The organism is Rhizobium sp. SYY.PMSO (assembly GCF_046840415.1).
In the GTDB taxonomy this organism is placed as follows: domain Bacteria; phylum Pseudomonadota; class Alphaproteobacteria; order Rhizobiales; family Rhizobiaceae; genus Rhizobium.
The window spans coordinates 3,191,888-3,209,682 of the sequence record NZ_CP177349.1; the positions used below are offsets into that span (position 1 = coordinate 3,191,888).

18 protein-coding genes and 1 tRNA gene are annotated in these 17,795 nt (G+C 61.3%); 10 read left to right on the top strand and 9 right to left on the bottom strand.

The window, feature by feature from the left end; genetic code table 11:
- Positions 1-1,114 precede the first annotated feature (1,114 nt).
- On the bottom strand, positions 1,115-1,303 hold the full coding sequence (locus tag ACJJVH_RS15480; RefSeq protein ID WP_112795905.1) for a hypothetical protein: 189 nt from the start codon (positions 1,301-1,303) through the stop codon (positions 1,115-1,117).
- 260 nt (positions 1,304-1,563) lie between these two features.
- Here ACJJVH_RS15480 and ACJJVH_RS15485 point away from each other — a divergent pair, with 260 nt between their 5' ends.
- Positions 1,564-2,850, top strand: a complete 1,287-nt coding sequence (locus tag ACJJVH_RS15485) for a nucleotide sugar dehydrogenase (RefSeq protein ID WP_412064288.1) — start codon at positions 1,564-1,566, stop codon at positions 2,848-2,850.
- A 15-nt stretch (positions 2,851-2,865) separates the two neighbouring features.
- On the opposite strand, the gene ACJJVH_RS15490 is transcribed toward ACJJVH_RS15485, so the two are convergent.
- Positions 2,866-3,801, bottom strand: coding sequence for a UDP-glucose 4-epimerase family protein (locus ACJJVH_RS15490; RefSeq protein WP_412064289.1), 936 nt, complete (start codon positions 3,799-3,801; stop codon positions 2,866-2,868).
- Between the two features lie 187 nt (positions 3,802-3,988).
- On the opposite strand from ACJJVH_RS15490, the gene ACJJVH_RS15495 reads away from it, so the two are divergent.
- Positions 3,989-4,564 (top strand): sugar transferase, encoded by a 576-nt coding sequence (locus tag ACJJVH_RS15495; protein WP_112796124.1) that lies wholly within the window; start codon positions 3,989-3,991, stop codon positions 4,562-4,564.
- A gap of 142 nt (positions 4,565-4,706) precedes the next feature.
- A complete protein-coding gene (locus ACJJVH_RS15500; RefSeq protein WP_412064290.1) occupies positions 4,707-6,089 on the top strand; it encodes an O-antigen ligase family protein in 1,383 nt (460 codons plus the stop codon).
- Between the two features lie 577 nt (positions 6,090-6,666).
- Here ACJJVH_RS15500 and ACJJVH_RS15505 read toward each other — a convergent pair.
- From ACJJVH_RS15505 to ACJJVH_RS15520, 4 genes are all read right to left on the bottom strand, one after another.
- Positions 6,667-7,776, bottom strand: coding sequence for a glycosyltransferase family 4 protein (locus tag ACJJVH_RS15505; protein ID WP_412064291.1), 1,110 nt, complete (start codon positions 7,774-7,776; stop codon positions 6,667-6,669).
- A gap of 141 nt (positions 7,777-7,917) precedes the next feature.
- Positions 7,918-7,991, bottom strand: a tRNA-Gln gene (locus ACJJVH_RS15510).
- A 242-nt stretch (positions 7,992-8,233) separates the two neighbouring features.
- Positions 8,234-8,869 (bottom strand): NrsF family protein, encoded by a 636-nt coding sequence (locus tag ACJJVH_RS15515; protein ID WP_412064292.1) that lies wholly within the window; start codon positions 8,867-8,869, stop codon positions 8,234-8,236.
- Positions 8,856-9,422, bottom strand: coding sequence for a sigma-70 family RNA polymerase sigma factor (locus ACJJVH_RS15520; protein ID WP_113360543.1), 567 nt, complete (start codon positions 9,420-9,422; stop codon positions 8,856-8,858). Before ACJJVH_RS15520 ends, ACJJVH_RS15515 begins: the two co-directional genes overlap by 14 nt.
- A gap of 278 nt (positions 9,423-9,700) precedes the next feature.
- Between ACJJVH_RS15520 and ACJJVH_RS15525 the strand changes: the two genes are divergently transcribed.
- From ACJJVH_RS15525 to ACJJVH_RS15545, 5 genes are all read left to right on the top strand, one after another.
- A complete protein-coding gene (locus tag ACJJVH_RS15525) occupies positions 9,701-9,967 on the top strand; it encodes a DUF2282 domain-containing protein (RefSeq protein WP_112795893.1) in 267 nt (88 codons plus the stop codon).
- A gap of 46 nt (positions 9,968-10,013) precedes the next feature.
- Positions 10,014-10,298, top strand: a complete 285-nt coding sequence (locus tag ACJJVH_RS15530) for a DUF2282 domain-containing protein (protein ID WP_112795891.1) — start codon at positions 10,014-10,016, stop codon at positions 10,296-10,298.
- Between the two features lie 86 nt (positions 10,299-10,384).
- A complete protein-coding gene (locus ACJJVH_RS15535) occupies positions 10,385-11,239 on the top strand; it encodes a DUF692 domain-containing protein (protein WP_412064293.1) in 855 nt (284 codons plus the stop codon).
- A 10-nt stretch (positions 11,240-11,249) separates the two neighbouring features.
- Positions 11,250-12,005, top strand: coding sequence for a putative DNA-binding domain-containing protein (locus ACJJVH_RS15540; protein WP_412064294.1), 756 nt, complete (start codon positions 11,250-11,252; stop codon positions 12,003-12,005).
- Between the two features lie 18 nt (positions 12,006-12,023).
- Entirely contained in the window at positions 12,024-12,509 is a 486-nt protein-coding gene (locus ACJJVH_RS15545) for a DoxX family protein (protein ID WP_412064295.1), read from the top strand.
- A 161-nt stretch (positions 12,510-12,670) separates the two neighbouring features.
- On the opposite strand, the gene ACJJVH_RS15550 is transcribed toward ACJJVH_RS15545, so the two are convergent.
- Positions 12,671-13,627, bottom strand: coding sequence for a hypothetical protein (locus tag ACJJVH_RS15550; protein WP_412064296.1), 957 nt, complete (start codon positions 13,625-13,627; stop codon positions 12,671-12,673).
- A gap of 471 nt (positions 13,628-14,098) precedes the next feature.
- On the opposite strand from ACJJVH_RS15550, the gene ACJJVH_RS15555 reads away from it, so the two are divergent.
- Complete coding sequence (locus tag ACJJVH_RS15555) at positions 14,099-15,022, top strand: DUF1003 domain-containing protein (RefSeq protein ID WP_112795884.1); 924 nt, start codon at positions 14,099-14,101, stop codon at positions 15,020-15,022.
- A gap of 88 nt (positions 15,023-15,110) precedes the next feature.
- Here the strand turns inward: ACJJVH_RS15555 and ACJJVH_RS15560 are convergent, their stop codons facing one another.
- Complete coding sequence (locus tag ACJJVH_RS15560) at positions 15,111-16,292, bottom strand: TCR/Tet family MFS transporter (RefSeq protein ID WP_412064297.1); 1,182 nt, start codon at positions 16,290-16,292, stop codon at positions 15,111-15,113.
- A 75-nt stretch (positions 16,293-16,367) separates the two neighbouring features.
- Between ACJJVH_RS15560 and ACJJVH_RS15565 the strand changes: the two genes are divergently transcribed.
- A complete protein-coding gene (locus ACJJVH_RS15565) occupies positions 16,368-16,973 on the top strand; it encodes a TetR/AcrR family transcriptional regulator C-terminal domain-containing protein (RefSeq protein WP_412064298.1) in 606 nt (201 codons plus the stop codon).
- Between the two features lie 150 nt (positions 16,974-17,123).
- Here ACJJVH_RS15565 and ACJJVH_RS15570 read toward each other — a convergent pair whose 3' ends face one another.
- Complete coding sequence (locus tag ACJJVH_RS15570) at positions 17,124-17,795, bottom strand: flavin reductase family protein (protein WP_412064299.1); 672 nt, start codon at positions 17,793-17,795, stop codon at positions 17,124-17,126.

Genomic DNA, 17,795 nt, shown 5'->3' on the forward strand with positions numbered 1-17,795 from the left:
GCATCCCCTTGCCGAGCGCGGTTGTGTTTTGCTAGCTCTATCCAATAGGTGTTGGGGGGCATCGCTGCATGATTCTCGCAATCTTCTCGCATTTCAGCCACCGGATCATTCAGGGCTGTCGGCGCGGCGCCGCAGCAGGACTGGCGCTTCTTGCATCGGCGCCGTTGGCAGCAGCGCAGGTGCCGGGCGCCCCCATGCAATTCATGCTCGTTCATGCCGATCCCGGCTCCGGCGCCTGCAGGCCCGAGGGCTGCGTCGACTGGATTGCCGCCGAGGGCATGATCGATGCTAAATCTCCTGGCGATCTCAGAAAACTTCTTGCCAGCATCGGCAACAGGAAATTGCCCATAATCGTGAACTCGCCCGGCGGAAATGTAGCGGCTGCGATGGAGATGGGGGAGATCATCCGCAAGCGCGGTCTGTCCGTGGCCGTGGGCGGCACCAGGCTGCGGTCATGTCCGAGCGGCGAGCCGCTCTGCGGCGACGGATGGCGGGCCGGCGCGAAAGGCGTGGTCTATTCCGCCGGGAGCAGATGCCTTTCGGCGTGCCCTTTCGTGCTGGCATCTGGCGCCAGACGCATCATCAGCTCCTTCAGCATCGCGGGCGTCCATCAGGTCAAGACGACGTATGACCAGGAGCGGATAGTCTACCGGATGAGATATCGGATCGTTGACGGCAAGAAGCGCCTCGTCAGCCGTCAGGAAATCAGTCGCAAATTTATGGCACAGCGCGACAGCACGAAACTGTCGAAATCACTCCGAACAAAGATCCTCGCTTATTTCAAGGAGATGGGCATCGACTGGTCGATCCTGGACATGGCAATGAGCGCGGCTCCGAGTTCGATACGGCTCATTACGCCGGACGAAGCAATGAAAATCGGGCTGACGACCGATCAGGCCTCCGCCGAAGACCTGATAAAGGCCGGCGCTTGCCCGGCCGGCCAGACGCTTTCGTCCTGCCGGGCGCCCGTATCCGCGGATTCGTCGGCTCTCCTTGCCAATCCACCCTTTGCGGCCTGGCAGCTGAATCCCGTGCAGGATTTCCTTGCACCTTCCATCGCGCATAGTGCCAGCGGCAGTCCGCAAGGCAGCGACTGTGTTTCCCAGGCGTCCGACTATTCACCCCATTGGGTTTCAAGCTCGGTGATTTCATCGGACAGTTCCGCAATGCGCTGCCGGAGTTCTGCCTCGGTGCCGTCGTCCACCTCGCCGTCGCCGAAACAATAGCGGGCTATGTGCAGCTCGAGCTTGGCTTCGAGCTCCTCGCGCTGGGTGCGCAGATGTTTGAGATAGCTGTTTCGCATTGCGAACCACGCTTTCCGAGAAAATAGGTCTCAGCCTAATAGATAGGTTTGGAACCCGAAATTTCGATAGGCATCCTATGCATCGCCGCCAAGGCCGATGCGCAGCAGCCGGCAAGGCAGCTCTTCCGGACCATTGCAAAGCCTGCGGCCGCTCATCACATTCATGCGACCCGCACCTGAAATGATCCTGAAGACGAATATTAGGCGCTGACACGCGCTTGGGATTTGGGCTAATTCAGGCGGATTGTTCGAGGTATGTTGTGTTGAACGAAAAAATTGCCGTCATCGGCCTGGGCTATGTGGGCCTTCCCGTCGCCATCGCGCTCGCCGAAAAATTCCATGATGTGGTCGGTTTCGACATCAAGCCGTCCCGCATCGCCGCCCTGAAGGCGGGCGAGGACGATACCCGCGAAATTTCCGCCGGGCGCCTGGAATCGAGCGGGCTGCGCATCAGCGGCGAGATTGAAGACCTGCGGGACCGCGACATCTTCATCATCGCCGTACCGACGCCGATCGACCGGAACCGCCAGCCGGATCTCCGGCCGATGATTTCGGCCTCGCGCACGGTCGGCAAGGTTCTGCGCAAGGGCTCGATCGTCGTCTATGAATCGACCGTCTATCCCGGCGTCACCGAAGAGGTCTGCGGCCCTGTGCTCGCAGAAGTTTCCGGCCTGCGGCAAGGCGAGGACTTCCACGTCGGCTATTCGCCGGAGCGCATCAACCCCGGCGACAAGGAGCATACCTTCGAGCGCATCGTGAAGGTCGTCGCCGGCGACGACGAGGACACGCTGGAAAGGATCGCCGCCGTCTACGGCGCCGTGGTGCAGGCCGGCATCCATCGCGCCCCCAGCATCAAGGTCGCCGAAGCCGCGAAGGTCATCGAAAACACCCAGCGCGACGTCAATATCGCGCTGATGAACGAGCTTTCGATCATTTTCGAGAAAATGGACATCCGCACGGCCGATGTGCTGAAGGCGGCGCGGACGAAATGGAATTTCCTGCCCTTCACCCCCGGCCTCGTGGGCGGCCACTGCATCGGTGTCGATCCCTATTACCTGACCGCCAAGGCCGAAGAACTCGGCTACCACCCGGAAGTCATCCTTTCCGGCCGCCGCATCAACGACGGCATGGGCGCCTTCATCGCCCAGAAGCTCATCAAGATGCTGGTCTCGGCGAAGAAGCCGATCAATGGCGCCCGCATCGGCATCTTCGGCCTGACCTTCAAGGAAGACGTGCCAGACCTGCGCAACAGCCGCGTCCCCGATATCATCCGCGAGCTGCATCAGTTCGGCCTGGAGCCGCTGGTGCACGACCCGATGGCCAGCCATCAGGAAGCCGAAGAAGAATACCGCATCCGCCTGGTCGATCTGAAGGACTTCGGCAAGCTCGACGCACTCGTCCTCGCCGTTCCCCACAAATCCTATCTGGCCGGTGGTGCCGCCGAAGTGCTCGACCTGCTAAGCGCAAATGGCGTGGTCGTCGACGTGAAGGCTGCGCTCGATCGAACCAATCCCCGGCTGGAAGGCCATTCGGTCTGGAGCCTTTGAGGCAACAACGCCAAGTCAGCGAGCCGTCGCTCCGACATCGACAACCGTTTCCGCCAGCCCCTCGTCGACCGAATGGGGCGGCGACCAGCCGGTGATCGCTGCCGTCTCGCCGATATCGACCTGGAGCGAGCCAAGCAGCCGTTGCGCCGCGGCCCTCCGGCCGAAAAGTGCCGCGAACCCCTTCAGCAGAGCCGGCGGCACGGGCAGCATCAGAGCCTTTCGCCCTTCGGCCAGGGATAGTTTGGCAATCAGCTGGCCGACCGAAAGATCTTCACCGTCGCTGACCAGGAATACGCGATTGCCCACGGACGGGTGACGCGTGCAAAGCAGCATGAAATCGACGAGATTGCCGATGAAGACAAGAGACCGGCGATTGCGAACCGCACCGAACGGCCAGGGAAACGGCCGGCCGGCCCATTTCATCAGACTTGCGAAATTCGCCTTCACGCCGGGTCCATAGACGAGCGGCGGCCGGATGATGACGATTTCCATGCCCGTTTCCGCGCCTGTGGCAAGCAAAGCCTCCTCCGCCTCCAGCTTCGAGCGGCCATAGGCATCTTCGGGATGCGGCACATCCGAAGCCCTGAACGGCTTCCCCGCCACCGTCTGCTCGCCGTTGACCTTGATCGAGCTCAGGAAGATGAAGCGCCTGACACCGGCGCCGGCGGCCTGTCGCGCCAGATTGACCGTGGCGTTGACGTTGACGGCGCGAAAAGCGGCAAGCGGATCGGCGGCACTCTCGTTCATGACATGGACGCGTGCCGCCAGATGCATGACGACATCGACGCCGGCAAGCGCCTCTGACCAATCCGTATCGCCATCGATTGTCCCAATGGCGACGAAGCCCGGAGCGGGCGCGCGGCTGACCGGCCGATAGTTCATCTGCCGGCGGGAAAGCTCGGCACACAATGCCTGTCCGACAAAACCCGTCGCACCCGTCACCAGGATCATGCGCCACCCGCCTCCGCTTTTTTGCGTCATAACCGTCGCAGACATGCTTTGCACGGGATACCGGCCCGGAACAAGACCGGGAAATCTCGGCAAGGGCAGTTGTGCTTAAATTCGCGATATGAGATGCACTGGACAACGACGACCTTCATCGCCGCCCGAACCGGCGACGATGCAACTGCAAGAGACGATGTTCTATACGATCGCCAAGCGCCTTTTCGATTTTCTCGCCGCTCTTGCCGCGGCCATCGTCTTTTTCATTCCGTTCCTGATCGTCGCCATGGCCGTGCGGCTGACCTCGCGCGGCCCGATCCTCTACTGGTCCGATCGGGTCGGGCGGAAAAACAGGATCTTCCGCATGCCGAAATTTCGCAGCATGCGCACCGATACCCCCGCCGTCGCGACGCATCTGCTGAAGGACCCCAAGGTCTATCTGACGCCGATCGGCTCCTTCCTGCGCGAATCGAGTCTCGACGAGCTGCCGCAGCTCTGGTGCATCCTGAAGGGGGAGATGAGCATCGTCGGCCCGCGCCCCGCCCTCTTCAACCAGCACGACCTCATCGCCCTGCGCACGGAACGCGGCGTCGACGCGCTGTTGCCCGGCCTGACGGGCTGGGCGCAGGTCAACGGCCGCGACGAACTGCCGATTCCGCAGAAGGTTGCACTGGACGAAGACTATCTGCACCGGCGCTCCTTTCTCCTCGATCTCAAGATCATCCTGCTGACGGTCTTGAAAGTGGTTCGACGCGACGGAGTTGCCCATTAGCAAGCATGCGGCGAAATCGACATCGCCAGGCGCCTGCACGGGAAAAATGCCGCATTCCTGCCCTTTTACGACCATAGGGGCCAAATGCCGGAAATAAATCGACTATGAACGAAGGCGGACGACGACATTGGACGACTCGCGCATGAACACATCGCATGCTGATCTCGCGACCGAACCTGCCGGCATCGCCACGGCTGGCAGCAGCATGGCAAAGCCCGTGGCGATCGTCGGCAGCCTTCTCTGGCTGATCGTCGCCTCTCCGACCGTGCTCGAAAGCGATGCCTATCGCTATGCCACCGCGCTGCTGTCCCTGATCGCTCTCTTTTATTACATGAGGGCGCCGGTGCGGCCGCGCACGGACTGGATCGGCTGGCTCTGCATGGGCTGGGCCTTCTACGTCATGGTCCGCTTCGGCATCACGCTCTGGCTGACGCCGCAGCACGATATCGGCGCTTCGGACTGGCTCTATGCCTTTCCCTTCTTCTTTCCCATCATGGGCGTCGCCTTTCTGCTTCATGAGAAGCTGATGGAGAAGATCGTCGCGGCCTATTTCGCCATGGCGCTCGTCATGCTGGTCGCCACGCAGCATTTCCGCGAGGTCTTTGCCGGCGAAACCGTGCGCCCGCTGATCATGAACAACCAGATTCACGGCGCGGTCGCCTGCGGCATGATCGTGATCTTCACCATATTCTGGCTGCTGCATTACCTGACCGAAAAATCCGGCGACCGCCGCATCGCGCGCTATGCCTATGTGGTTTCGCCCTTCATCCTCGCGCTCTGTCTTATCGCCATCTACGGCGCCAAATCGAAAGGCGTCTGGCTGGCGCTCGGCATCACCCTGCCGCTCCTTGCCCTCATCGCCCTGACCTATCTGCGCATGAGAGCAGGCGTCATCGCCATTGTCGTGCTGGCGGCGCTTCTGGTCGCCGGCATCTATGGCGTGCGGCACAACCTCGACAAGACGGCCGGGCCGACCGTGTCGGCTGCCGTGTCCATGGTGGAGAACATGGCCGACGGCCATGAGGTGGGCGGTGTGGTTTCTAACGCGATCAGCTCGACCAACACGCCGGTGTCGATGGACGAGCGCCTGCAGCTCTGGTCCAACAGCTGGGAGGTCTTCTCCTCCGCGCCGCTCTTCGGCTGGGGCAACCGCTGGCTGGAGCGCTGGGCCGAGACGCGCTACTCGCATGTCCAGTACACATTGCTGCACAACGGCTATCTGGAGATCCTGGTACGATACGGCCTGTTCGGCGCGACCGTGATGGGCTTCATGCTCGGCGTCTTCATCCGGGCAGTGTGGCGCGCCCGCAAGGCAGGCGTCATTCCCCGCGCCGCATGGCATGCGTATATCGTCTGCCTGTTCTTCTTCTCTCTGACCCTGCTCAGCAACTCAAACAACCGCCTGGCCATCGGCGAAAGCCTCGCCATCGCCTCCTCCGCCTTCGCCTGCTGGTGCCACATGCGCACCAAGGGCGAGTATCTGGCGGCGAGGCCGGTGCAGCGGAAAGTCGCCGAAGGGGCTTGAATCCGGCATCGGTGGATGCGGCGGCGCTTCGCTATCGTCTTTTCGAACACGGTTTCCAGCTGACGCGCGTTTGCAGACCAATCGAAGCGAGCAGCATTCGGTCTTGCATGCCCCGAAAGACGAGCATGGAGCGTATCGTCAATTGCCAGGACTTCCAAACCTTCGCGAATGGACCGGATAGCGGTGGGATTGACAAGAATGCCAGCATTCCCGGCAACCTCGGGCATGGACGACACATTTGACGTCAACCCTCCAACCTTGACCTCCGGCCAATACGAGCAACAGCCGGTTGCGCATAGTCTCAGGCAGGACGCGTAAGCTTCCATCAAGCGCAAAAGATTCTTTCCGCTATAACTCCGGATGACAACGAGCCATAGCGATTTCCCTCATAGGTTCGTTCAGCAACCAGTGAAGGAGACAGACACAATGCGATTGCGCCATGCCGTATACGACAATGAATTTGGAGAACGTTGGGCGGCCGATAGTCAGTAATCTTATTGGACCCGGTCTTCCTCTTACCGAAAGCTAGAAGAACCTCGGCGCCGACGCCCGCCTCAAGTCGCTTTCCAACGAGCGATCATCTTTGCACCAGCTCGTCATAAAGGCGATGATAAGCCGCACACATTCTTTGCGCCGTGAAGTGCGCAAGATAGCGGTCACGGGCAGCAACGCCCATCGCCGCGGCTTTCTTCTCATCCTGCCACAGGCGCTTCATGGCATCCGACAGGGCATCGGCGTCGTTGGACGGGACGACCATGCCCGTTTTATCGTTCAGATTGACGAAGCTCGTTCCTGTGCCGATTTCGCATGAAATCATGGGTTTTCCGAACATTGCCGCCTCGACCAGCGACAATCCGAAAGCCTCCGAACGAAGTGGGGATGGGAAAACGAAAGCCTCGCAAAGCTCGAGGAGAGCGACCTTATCCTGGTCCGACACGGCGCCGACAAAATGGACGTTTTCGGCACCTTTCGCAGCTAACTGCTTCAGCTCCGCCTCCATCGGGCCGCTACCGACCACGACAACCTCCAGACCATTTCTCCTGGCAGCTTCCACCAGTATATGAATGCCCTTGTAGTATCTCAGGACGCCGACAAACAGGAAAAAGCGCCCTGGAAAACGGCTGCGCCAGCGCATGCGTACCGCGTCGTCGACACTCGGATAATCCGTCTCGTCTAAACCCAAAGGAATGACCGTCGTCTTCGCCCGGAACTTCCTCAACACATCGCTTGACTCAAGATAATTGGGCGAGGTCGCAACGATGCGATCGACATCGGCCAGAAAGCGCAACATCAGCGGTTTGTAGAACTGCAGCAGCACCTTCTGTTTCACGACATCGGAATGATAAGTTACAATGGAGGGCTTTCCGGTGCGCGAGGTAAGATGAACCACATCCATCACCGGCCAGGGGAAGTGATAGTGAATAACGTCGGCTTTCTTGCTCAGCTCCCGGAAGCGTCCGAAAGCCTCACGGGAAAAGCCCGTCGAAGCGAATTCGAAGTCGAGCTTCGCCTTATGAGCCATATGTCCGTCGAATGCGAGGCTGTTTTCGCCCGGCGCCCTGCTGAGCGAAAGCACATCGGACTCGATACCGTATTTGGCGACCCCTTTGGCAATCGCATGGATCGTCCGCTCCACACCACCGAATGTGTCAGGCCAATATGTTTTGAAAAAATGGAGAACGCGCATAATGCTCTGTAGCGAAAAGCATTGGCCCCGTCACCTGTGGCAATGCGTGTAAGCTTTGCTCAAGCGGGTCACACACAATTGCTCCACAAAGCATCACTCAGCGAAACCAACACGCGCATTCATGAATGAGAAATGGAGAATTGGCTGGGGAACCTGGACTCGAACCAAGATTAACGGAGTCAGAGTCCGTCGTTCTACCATTGAACTATTCCCCAACAGCCGCCAGGCGGTTAAGCGTTCGCGGCGACGATTGCGCCTCTATAATAGAATTTGCCGCGGATGCAAATACTTTAACGCGGACAAATGCAATTTTTTGAAAGCGGCAGCGCGACGTCCACGAAGGACGGTGGATGCTCATGCTTTTAGGGGGGCGTGCGAATGTCACGCCTGCTTCGCCTGAGCAGGGCAAGGGCATTCGGATGTCCCGTGCCTCTTCAGCTCCGCACTCGCCGTCGGCTTACCAGCGCAAGAGGCGCTTGCCGAGAACATATCCGACGGCCGTCACTATGGCGATCGCGATCGGATACCAGAACAATACGAAGAGCGGGCTGTCGTCCGTGCAGTTGGACGCGTAGAAGGTCGCGGCGATGCCGCTGGCGGCAAGGCCGGCGACGGCGCCGGCCGCACCCGGTTTTTCCGGCGCGCCATGGCGCAGCGCGAAAAGGAAGCAGGCAAGCGGGCCGATCGACAGCAACGGAATGAGCGTCAGGCAGAAGCGGGCATTGTGCCCGATCATCCGCGCCCCCCAGCTATCGGCCGGCATGACCGCCATTTCGACGGCAGCGGCCGCAAGCAGCAGCACCGGCGCCGCCAGAAGGGCCCAGCCCCATACGCGCAAAGACGCACCCGGACGGCCGATGCGGAAGACGACGGCGCATGCCGTCACGGCGAGCGCGATCGTCACGACGAACTTGAACAGGAAGCGGACGGTCTCCATCGCGCTGTCTATATCGGCGCGAAAACCGATGATTGAGAAGAAAATGCCGCCGCTGATCAGGATGCCCGCGACGACCGCCATGGTCAGGGCCCTGCCGATCCGCATGCGGACCGGCGCGTCCTGCGCCAGAAGATTGATGAGGTCATCGGTTTTCACTGGTCTCACTCCGATACAAGGCGGCAAGCGCCTTCAGCGCGCGGTGCAACGCCACCCGCACCGCCCCTTCCGTCATTTTCAGCCGGTCCGCCGTCTCCCGGACGCTGGTTCCCTCGACGGAAATCGAGCGCACGATCGTTTTCTGCGGATCCTTCAGTTGCTCCAGCATACGATCGACATCGAACCGATCCAAGGCGTCCGTATGGTCTTCCGCCTCCAGAAGATCGATCACGTCGTCGATCGGCACGCTCATATGCCGCCCGCGCCGCCGCAGGCTATCGATCAGCTTGTTGCGCACGATCGTTGACAGCCACGGCCCGATCGGGCGCGATGAATCCCATGTGCCGCGCTTCAGATGGATGGCCAGCAGCACTTCCTGAACCACGTCCTCGGCCTCGCTCGCCGGCGCGCCCAGCTGATCGCAGCGCCGCCGCGCCATGGCGCGCAGATGCGGCGTCACCGCGGACAGGAAACGGTGATAGGCCTGCGCATCGCCGCCGATGGCGGCGCGCATCCAGGCTGCCCATTCCTCTTCGCGCGCCGAATGATTCATCCGACATCTCCTTTACGCGGGACCGCAGGATTTCGTTACCGGCAACGGCACTTATTTTTCAAGCCTTTTCATTGCCGCCGGAAATCACCGAGCGCCGTGCCCGCCTGTACGCACGCACAGGCTCAGCGGATAAAACGCCATCGTCAAGCCGATAGCCGGCACAATAAGAAGAGTGCCACACGGAAAAAATTTCGAAGCGGCTGTAACATCCGGCAAGGACGCTCCGTAGACCTCGATGCAAGCCAATGACGGCTGGCATCCATCGAGGAGACAGATCCATGAAAAACAGCATCATTACCCTGGCTATCGCGGGCTCGATCGCATCGGCACTGGCATCCATCGCCGCCCCGGCATCGGCAGCCGACTCCAAGGAAAAATGCTACGGCGTTGCCCTCAAGGGCCAGAACGATTGCGCCGCCGGCAAGCATGATTGCGCCGGCAAGTCGACGATGAACTACGACAGGATGTCCTTCAAGCTCGTGCCCGCAGGCAGCTGCATTTCCATGAAAACCCCGAAGGGACATGGCTCGCTGACCCCGGCCTGATCCGATTTCGAATCCACGGTCCATCACCCGTCTTGAGGAATTTGTCATGAGCAAGATGTCCGCACTCGCCCTGGCTGCTTCGGTCGCAACCGCGGTGACGCTGGTTGCCGGCGCAACGGCCGCCTCGGCCGCAGACGCCAAGGAAAAATGCTACGGCGTCGCCCTCAAGGGCCAGAACGACTGCGCCGCCGGCCCCGGCACGACCTGCGCCGGCACATCGAAGGTCGACTACCAGCGCAACTCGTGGAAGCTGGTTCCCGCCGGAACCTGTGAAGCGATCAAGACGCCGAACGGCCACGGCACCCTGGCACAGGGTCCGGCACCGGTCTGACAAGGCAGCGCGAACGCGTGGGCGGCGCATCTTCCCGCAGGCGCCGCCCGCCTCCCGAACGGAATATTTTAACCCGGAGGCCCGCAATGAAACCGTCAGCACTTCCCCGCCGCGCCGGCGTCGGCTTCAAGCCGGAGCATTTCGCCGCGATCGATGCCACCCGCCAGCCTGTCGGCTTCTTCGAGGTCCACGCGGAGAACTATATGGGCGCGGGCGGTCCGCCGCATGCCCGGCTCGGCAAGCTGCGCCAGGATTATGCCCTGTCCATCCACGGCGTCGGCCTTTCCATCGGTTCGATGCAGCCGCTGGATGCGCAGCACCTTGCCCGCCTGAAGGTCGTCTGCGACCGCTATGAGCCCGAGAGCTTTTCGGAGCACTTGGCCTGGTCGAGCCACGACACGACCTTTCTCAACGATCTGCTGCCCCTGCCCTACACCGAGACGACCCTGGCGCAGGTCTGCGCCCATATCGATCAGGTTCAGACATTGCTTCGCCGCCAGATGCTGCTGGAGAATCCGGCTACCTATCTGCTCTTCGAGGAAAGCACGATAGAGGAAACGGATTTTCTGGCCGAAGTCGCCCGGCGCACCGGCTGCGGCCTGCTGCTTGACGTCAACAACGTCTTCGTTGCCGCCACCAACCACCATATGGATCCACGCGCCTATCTCCGGCGCTTCCCGGTGCAATGGGTGCGCGAAATCCATCTCGGCGGCCATTCGCAGACCGTGGATGACGCCGGCGCGCCATTGCTCATCGATAGCCACGATACGCCGGTCAAAGACCCCGTCTGGGCGCTTTACGAAGAGCTCATCGGCCGCACGGGACCGATCGCCAGCCTGGTCGAATGGGATAACGACGTGCCGGAATGGCCTGTTCTGAGGGCCGAGGCCGAAGCAGCCGAAGCCATCCTGAAACGCGCTGCCGCACGCCGGGCAGCCTGAGGAGGAGGCAATGTCTCTTGCCATTCAAAGCGAATTCGCCGCGGCGCTCGTCGATCCCGGCCTGGCCATGCCCGAAGGGCTGACGGCCTGGAACGGACGCCAGCCCGCGCGGCGCTTCGGCGTCTATCGCAACAATGTCGCCATCGGCCTGATCGGCGCGCTTGCCTCGCGCTTTCCGGCAGCGGAAAGGATCGTCGGCGAAGAGTTCTTCGCGGCCATGGCGCACGAATTCATCAGGCTGCATCCGCCGCGATCCCCTCTGCTGCTTGCCTACGGCGATGATTTCCCCGATTTCGTTGCGGCTTTCGAGCCGGCGAAGGAGATTCCCTATATGCCCGATGTCATGCGATTGGAGGTCGCCCGCGGCCGCGCTTATCACGCCGCCGACGCAATGCCGCTCGATGCCGCCCTGTTGGCAACCGTCGAGCTGGCCGGCCTGGCGGAGCTTGCGCTCGTGGCGCACCCCTCCGCCTCCGTCACGCGCTCCATCCATCCGGCCGTCACCATATGGGCGATGAACACAGGCGAAATCGAATTCGGGGATATTGCCGGCTGGACGGCAGAGGATGCCCTCGTCGTCCGCGCGCAGATGACCGTCGAGGTGCATCGCCTGCCGCAAGGCGGCGCAACCTTTCTGGAGCGGTTGTTTTCCGGCGCCGATCTTGGCCGTGCCTTCGAAGCGGCTCTTGCCGATGCCGCCGATTTCGATCTTTCCGCCAACCTCGCCGGTGCGTTCACGGCAGGCGCTTTCGTGGCCATCCGCTGAACGCCAAGGAGAACCGGCATGCACAAACAGATGATGACGGCCGCCCCGGCCGAGCGGCAAACCGTGCCGCAAAGGCTCCATAGTGCCATAAGGCTGCTCGACGGCGTTCCGCATGACCTGATCGCGCTCATCGCACGCCTGTCGATTGCCGCCGTCTTCTGGCAATCCGGGCAGACCAAGGTGGATGGCTGGCATGTCACCGACAATGCCGTCTATCTTTTCCAGACCGAATACAAACTGCCGCTGATCGATCCCTGGATCGCCGCCCATATCGCCGCCTTCAGCGAGCATTTCTTTCCGCTTTTGCTCGTCGTCGGTCTGGCAAGCCGGCTTTCGGCGCTGGCATTGCTCGGCATGACGCTGGTGATCGAGATCTTCGTCTATCCCGACGCCTGGCCGACGCACGGCACCTGGGCGACGTGCTTTCTGGTCATCATAGCCGGCGGACCCGGGCGGATCGCGCTCGACCATCTGATCGCCAGATGGTCTGTCCGCGCCTCGTGAGGTCGAAAGCGGGAGCGCCGATTGCAAACGGCGCTCCATGATATCCGGCCGGCACCGTCCTCAGGCCCTTCCGCTTCTCCTCGAACCGCGAAACCGCTCTGTTCTTTTGTTTCCGGGCACGTCCGGACGGAAAGCCGCCACCCCTATTTCCCGGAATCGCTTCAGCGCAGCACCGGTTCCCCATGGAAGCGGCGTCGCGACGGCTTCGAAACGCCGAAGCCGACCTCCATCATCAGGCGCGGTTTCCTCGTGGGTACGGTGCCCATGTGGAAGCCGAAAGGATCCTCGACGAAGCCGGACCCGGCCCTGCCGGTCAATGTCAGCGCATTCCCCTGCCCGTAATAATCGAGCACTTCGTTTGCCGGGTGCCCCACGAGCAGCGTCAGCTGATGCCGGACACGGCGCCGCCGATGGCTTCCCTTGACGAAGACGTGCGGGCCGGTGCCCTCGTCCACATCGACGAGGTTGAAGAAGAATTTCAGCATGCGCCAGTCATCGAGATCGAAGTGATATTTGTCGAGCGAGGCAAGGCTTCTGTCGGCCTCGGACGCCTGCGTCGGAAAGCTCCACCAGATGCGGGTGGTAATCACCTTGGCCTGCCCGCCGAGATATTGGCGGGCGACGTCGATCAGCAGCGGATCGCGCTGAACCGCCATGACGGCATCGCAGTCGAGCGAGCGCTCGAAAAGGTGCCCGCTCAGAATCGGGCGCCCGAAACGCGCTTCAGCCTCCGCATGCTCGCTCGCCACGAATTCCAGCTTCCTGTTGAAATTGCCGTAGCAGCCGGTATTGCAAGCGAATTCGGCAATCTCGCGCTGGATGCGGTCCGGCAGCATCAGGCCCGGATAGATCCCATCCGCCCGCAGCGCGTCGACGACGGTTCGGCGCTCGACACCCTCAAACATCGACGTACCGGAAACAGGGACCTCGACCGCCTGCCTGGTGGCAAACCAGTGCATCTGCCGAAACGGCAAGGTTCGCGCCAACAGGAACATGGGCAACCAGGCCGGATTCTCCTTAAGATCGGTCAGGTAAGTCGGTATCCTGACGGCCATACGCTTGAAGCGGCCGCCCTGCCGGGCGATGGACTCCAAGTCTTTTGCCGGGGGATTGTGCATAGCTATCCTTTCCGCACATTTGCAAAACCCGTGGCAACAGGGCCCAACATCCTGTTGATGCGATGTAATCCTTTGAAACTTACTATTTATTCGCAGCAGCGAATATCTGCTGCATCGCGGCAAATAGAGGTCGGCCGGCCTCGGTCAAGGGGCACAAAAGGCAAAACATGATTGAATCGGTAGAAATTCCCGCAATGACACGCTGCGCTTTCGGAAACGTTTACGAAATCGCGGAACGGTTGTTCCGTGCCTTGCGGCCGAAGCGCCACAGCCGGATACCGGAAGAGCGCATTTTTATTTGCCGTTGCTTAGGACAATGGCGCTAAGGTTGAACCGGCGCGGGTGAAGGGGAAGGATTGCGAAGGTGCGGCAGCGATTTCCGCAGGCTGCGGTTTCGACAGTCTTCCAACAGTCATATTCCTGTTCGCATTATTGGTTAGATGAGCGAAAACGTCAAAGAAGGCCCCCTATATGACAGAAGCGAAGACCTTTGATCCGGCGGAAGGCATCGTCGATTTCGACGCGGGCGAGGGCGAGACCCCGACCGTAGTGGAGATGAACGACTATACCAAGAGTCTCGCCCAGGCGAAAGCCAAGTCCGTCAAGCTTGTCGATGCCATCACCGGCCAGGTGCTGAAGAAAAAAGACGCGGTGCATGTCGACGATCTTCGCCCTTCGCTTGCTGATTTCATGCGGCTGAAGCATCCCGAACTTCGCGCCGACGATTATATCAGCCGCAAGGTCATGGACGACTATCGCGCCCAGTACATCGCCGAGCTTCTGACGGTGGAGCGCGGCGAGCTTTCCAACCTCGAGGACGAGGTCGTCGAAAGCCTGAAGACTCATGACACCCTGGCCGAGAACATCGAAGAGGACTACGAGGACCATCGCTCCATCGGCGACCGGATGGCAGATGGGGTTGCTACGTTCGGCGGCAGCTGGACCTTCATCATCTCCTTCTGTTTTTTCCTCGCCGTCTGGATGGGCATCAATCTGCTCATGGGCGAGAACAAGGCCTTCGACGCCTATCCGTTCATCCTGCTGAACCTCGTCCTGTCGACCATCGCGGCACTGCAGGCGCCGATCATCATGATGAGCCAGCGCCGTCAGGAAGAAAAGGATCGGCTGCGCGCCCTCAACGACTACAAGGTCAACCTGAAGGCCGAGCTGGAAATCCGCCACCTGCATGAAAAGGTCGACCATCTCCTCAATCGCCAGTGGGAGCGGCTGACCGAAATCCAGCAGATCCAGATCGAGATGATGCTGGAGCAGGCCAAGGCCGCCACGCGCGCCCTCAAGGCAAACAAGGCCACGAAAGCCAAGACCAGTGCGCTGAAGAGCCTCTTCAGCAAGGCCAAGGATTCCGATCAGGATACGGACGAATCCCTGAACTGATCCGCATCCAAGGCGCGACGATATTGTCGACGCGCCTTGTCTTTCGGGTCAATCTTGTCTTTCGGGTCAATCTGGCCCTCCGGGCCGCCTATGCGTCCGCCGCCCGCCGCCTGCTTGCGAACAGAACCGGCATGCACGCGAAAAGAAGCAGGGCGCCGAGAACCCAGACCAGACCGGGAAAGACGGACCTCGATGCGAAATAGATCTCGCTGATCGCCAGCGGCGCTATCATCGAGGCGAGGCTCGTCAGGCTGCCCAGCACGCCCTGCAGTCGTCCCTGCTCATCCGCCTCCACCCGTTTCGTCATCAGCGACAGGAGCGCAGGCTGGCCGATGCCGCCGAGGCAGAAGAGAGGAAACAGCAGGAAGGCGACGAAGCCGCGCGTGGCGAAAGCGATCGCGATATAGGCCGCGCAATCGCAGACGGCCGCGACGAGCAGCGCATGGCGCTCGCCCCAGCGCTCGCTCAGCGGACCGGCGACGAAAGCCTGCGCAAGCGCATGGAAGAAACCGAAACCGGCAAGAGACAGGCCGACTGTCGCCGTATCCCAGCCGAACTTGTCCTGACCGTAGAGCACCCAGACGGTGCCGCCGACTTCGCCGACCATGCTGAGGACGACGAAGATCGCCAGAAGCGGCAGCAGCGCCGGAAAGACACCGATCCAGCGCAACGGCGCCAGCGGGTGAAAGGCGGCGGCATCGATCCGCTCCGGCCTCGCCGACCGCGTCTCCGGCAGCACGAGCAGGGTAACGGTGAAATTCACCATCACCAGCAGCGCGGCGGCAACGAACGGCGCCCGCAGGGAAATCGTACCCAGCATGCCGCCGATGACCGGGCCGAGAATGAAGCCGACGCCGAAGCATGCGCTGAGCAGTCCGAAGGCGCGCGTGCGCCGCTCCGCGGGCGTGATGTCGGCGAGGCAGGCAGTCGCGACGGCTGCGTTCGCCGCCGTCAGGCCGGCGATACCCCGCCCGAGGAACAGCCACCAGAAGCCCGGCGCCCATGCCATGAAAGCATAGTCGATCATCCCGCCCGCCAGCGAAACGAGCAGCACCGGCCTGCGGCCGTAGCGATCGCTCAGCGTCCCGAGGACCGGCGAGGCCAGAAACTGCAAGGCGGCATAGAGCGACAGGAAGGCGCCGTAGCGCCAACTCAGATCCGGCGTATGCGCGACGCTGCGAAGAAGCTCCGGCAGGATCGGCATGACCAGGCCCGTGCCGGCGGCATCGAGAACGACGACAGCCAGGATTGTCCAAAGCATCTTGTTCATGGCGTAAAACTTATCGTTGATAAGGAACTTTATCGGCGATAAATTATCTGCGAAAAACTGTCAATCGGAGATGCCATGAAAATCGACAGGGCACAGATCGTCGACGCGGCGCTGACCATCTTGAACGAAGTCGGCACCGACGGATTGTCGACGCGGCTGATCGCGCAGCGCCTCGGAGTTCAGCAGCCGGCGCTCTATTGGCATTTCAAAGGCAAGCAGGCCTTGCTGGCGGCCATGAACGCCGAGATGCTGAAGCGAAACCACACTCGCAACACGCCTTTGCCCGGGGAGAGCTGGCAGGATTTTCTGCGCGCCAATGCCCGCAGCTTCCGCTCTGCCCTGCTGACATGGCGCGACGGCGCGCGCGTTCATGCGGGAACGGACGTCGATCCTTCGCATCTCGACGCCATCGAAGCCCAGCTGGAATACCTGCTCGCGGCCGGCTTCCATCCCGGAAAAGCCCTGGAAATTCAAATCTCGATCAGCCGGTATGTGGTGGGATGCGTGCTCGAAGAACAGGCGGATATCGCCGATCCTTCGGAGCGTGCGGCGCTCGACGCTGCAGCCGAGGGCCATCCCAACCTTGCCAGAGCCCTGACGTTCTACCGCGCCGGCGGGCACGAGGCCCTTTTCGAAGCCGGCCTGGATCTGCTGATTGCCGGCGCCGAACCCGCCGGATGAGGCCGCGCTCGCCGCAGCGGCATTGATCCGGATTGCATCATCTCTCGGCCTTGAAGGTACGGCCGAGATCGGGTCCCGTACCGAAATAATGGCGAAACACGTAAAGCAGCGGGCTCCAGCGGCTCGTGTCGATATGGTTGGTGCCGGCGATCACGATATTCCTGTGCGCGTGAACCCGAACGACCTTCGCCTCGACGATCCGGAATGCCTCCGGACGCTCCGGGGCCATTCCATAGCGGGAGAATGCGCGGCCACGACTTCTGCCTCGAATTGAATAGGGCATTCGGCGATCCGCGGCGGCCGCACGAGATCGGCCGCTTGAGGTGTCAGGCCCGCCACGTCAAATTTGTCGGCCTCGAAACGATAGCCGTTTTTCTCCTTGTGCGGAGGAACCGGGTCGCGACCGGTTGTCGGCGCGATCGCCTCGATTTTCGGCCATAAGTCCGGCGACGGAAAATTCAACACAAGCTGCCGCTCGCGCATGAGATTTTCCCGGCCCTTGCTCGTCAATGTCAAACCCAGAACGACACGATCGAAAAGGCTCCAGACGGAGGACATGGGAGAAATATTCGTCGTGCCGTCAGGATTGAGGCTCGTAATCAGCGCCACGGGCGTGCCGATATAGAGCACGCTGGGTTTGATCTCGATGTGTTCGTGGTCGCCTTCACCCGCGGTTAACGCGGTCTTGTTCGTCAACATCGCAAACTCTCCTGTGAGAGTTTCAGTGTAGCCGACCGGAACCCGCAACAGTTCGGCGGCGAACGAACTGTTGCTCCGGCGCTCGAAACAATCGGCGGCAACCGGCCGAAGGCCGCCGGGCAT

What these genes read in the sequence shown, in the direction of transcription:
- ACJJVH_RS15480 (WP_112795905.1), bottom strand. Translation starts at nt 1,303, where the DNA reads ATGCGAAACAGCTATCTCAAACATCTGCGCACCCAGCGCGAGGAGCTC.
- ACJJVH_RS15490 (WP_412064289.1), bottom strand. Translation starts at nt 3,801, where the DNA reads ATGATCCTGGTGACGGGTGCGACGGGTTTTGTCGGACAGGCATTGTGT.
- ACJJVH_RS15495 (WP_112796124.1), top strand. Translation starts at nt 3,989, where the DNA reads ATGTTCTATACGATCGCCAAGCGCCTTTTCGATTTTCTCGCCGCTCTT.
- ACJJVH_RS15500 (WP_412064290.1), top strand. Translation starts at nt 4,707, where the DNA reads ATGAACACATCGCATGCTGATCTCGCGACCGAACCTGCCGGCATCGCC.
- ACJJVH_RS15505 (WP_412064291.1), bottom strand. Translation starts at nt 7,776, where the DNA reads ATGCGCGTTCTCCATTTTTTCAAAACATATTGGCCTGACACATTCGGT.
- ACJJVH_RS15520 (WP_113360543.1), bottom strand. Translation starts at nt 9,422, where the DNA reads ATGAATCATTCGGCGCGCGAAGAGGAATGGGCAGCCTGGATGCGCGCC.
- ACJJVH_RS15525 (WP_112795893.1), top strand. Translation starts at nt 9,701, where the DNA reads ATGAAAAACAGCATCATTACCCTGGCTATCGCGGGCTCGATCGCATCG.
- ACJJVH_RS15530 (WP_112795891.1), top strand. Translation starts at nt 10,014, where the DNA reads ATGAGCAAGATGTCCGCACTCGCCCTGGCTGCTTCGGTCGCAACCGCG.
- ACJJVH_RS15535 (WP_412064293.1), top strand. Translation starts at nt 10,385, where the DNA reads ATGAAACCGTCAGCACTTCCCCGCCGCGCCGGCGTCGGCTTCAAGCCG.
- ACJJVH_RS15540 (WP_412064294.1), top strand. Translation starts at nt 11,250, where the DNA reads ATGTCTCTTGCCATTCAAAGCGAATTCGCCGCGGCGCTCGTCGATCCC.
- ACJJVH_RS15545 (WP_412064295.1), top strand. Translation starts at nt 12,024, where the DNA reads ATGCACAAACAGATGATGACGGCCGCCCCGGCCGAGCGGCAAACCGTG.
- ACJJVH_RS15550 (WP_412064296.1), bottom strand. Translation starts at nt 13,627, where the DNA reads ATGCACAATCCCCCGGCAAAAGACTTGGAGTCCATCGCCCGGCAGGGC.
- ACJJVH_RS15555 (WP_112795884.1), top strand. Translation starts at nt 14,099, where the DNA reads ATGACAGAAGCGAAGACCTTTGATCCGGCGGAAGGCATCGTCGATTTC.
- ACJJVH_RS15560 (WP_412064297.1), bottom strand. Translation starts at nt 16,292, where the DNA reads ATGAACAAGATGCTTTGGACAATCCTGGCTGTCGTCGTTCTCGATGCC.
- ACJJVH_RS15565 (WP_412064298.1), top strand. Translation starts at nt 16,368, where the DNA reads ATGAAAATCGACAGGGCACAGATCGTCGACGCGGCGCTGACCATCTTG.
- ACJJVH_RS15570 (WP_412064299.1), bottom strand. Translation starts at nt 17,795, where the DNA reads ATGCCCGGCGGCCTTCGGCCGGTTGCCGCCGATTGTTTCGAGCGCCGG.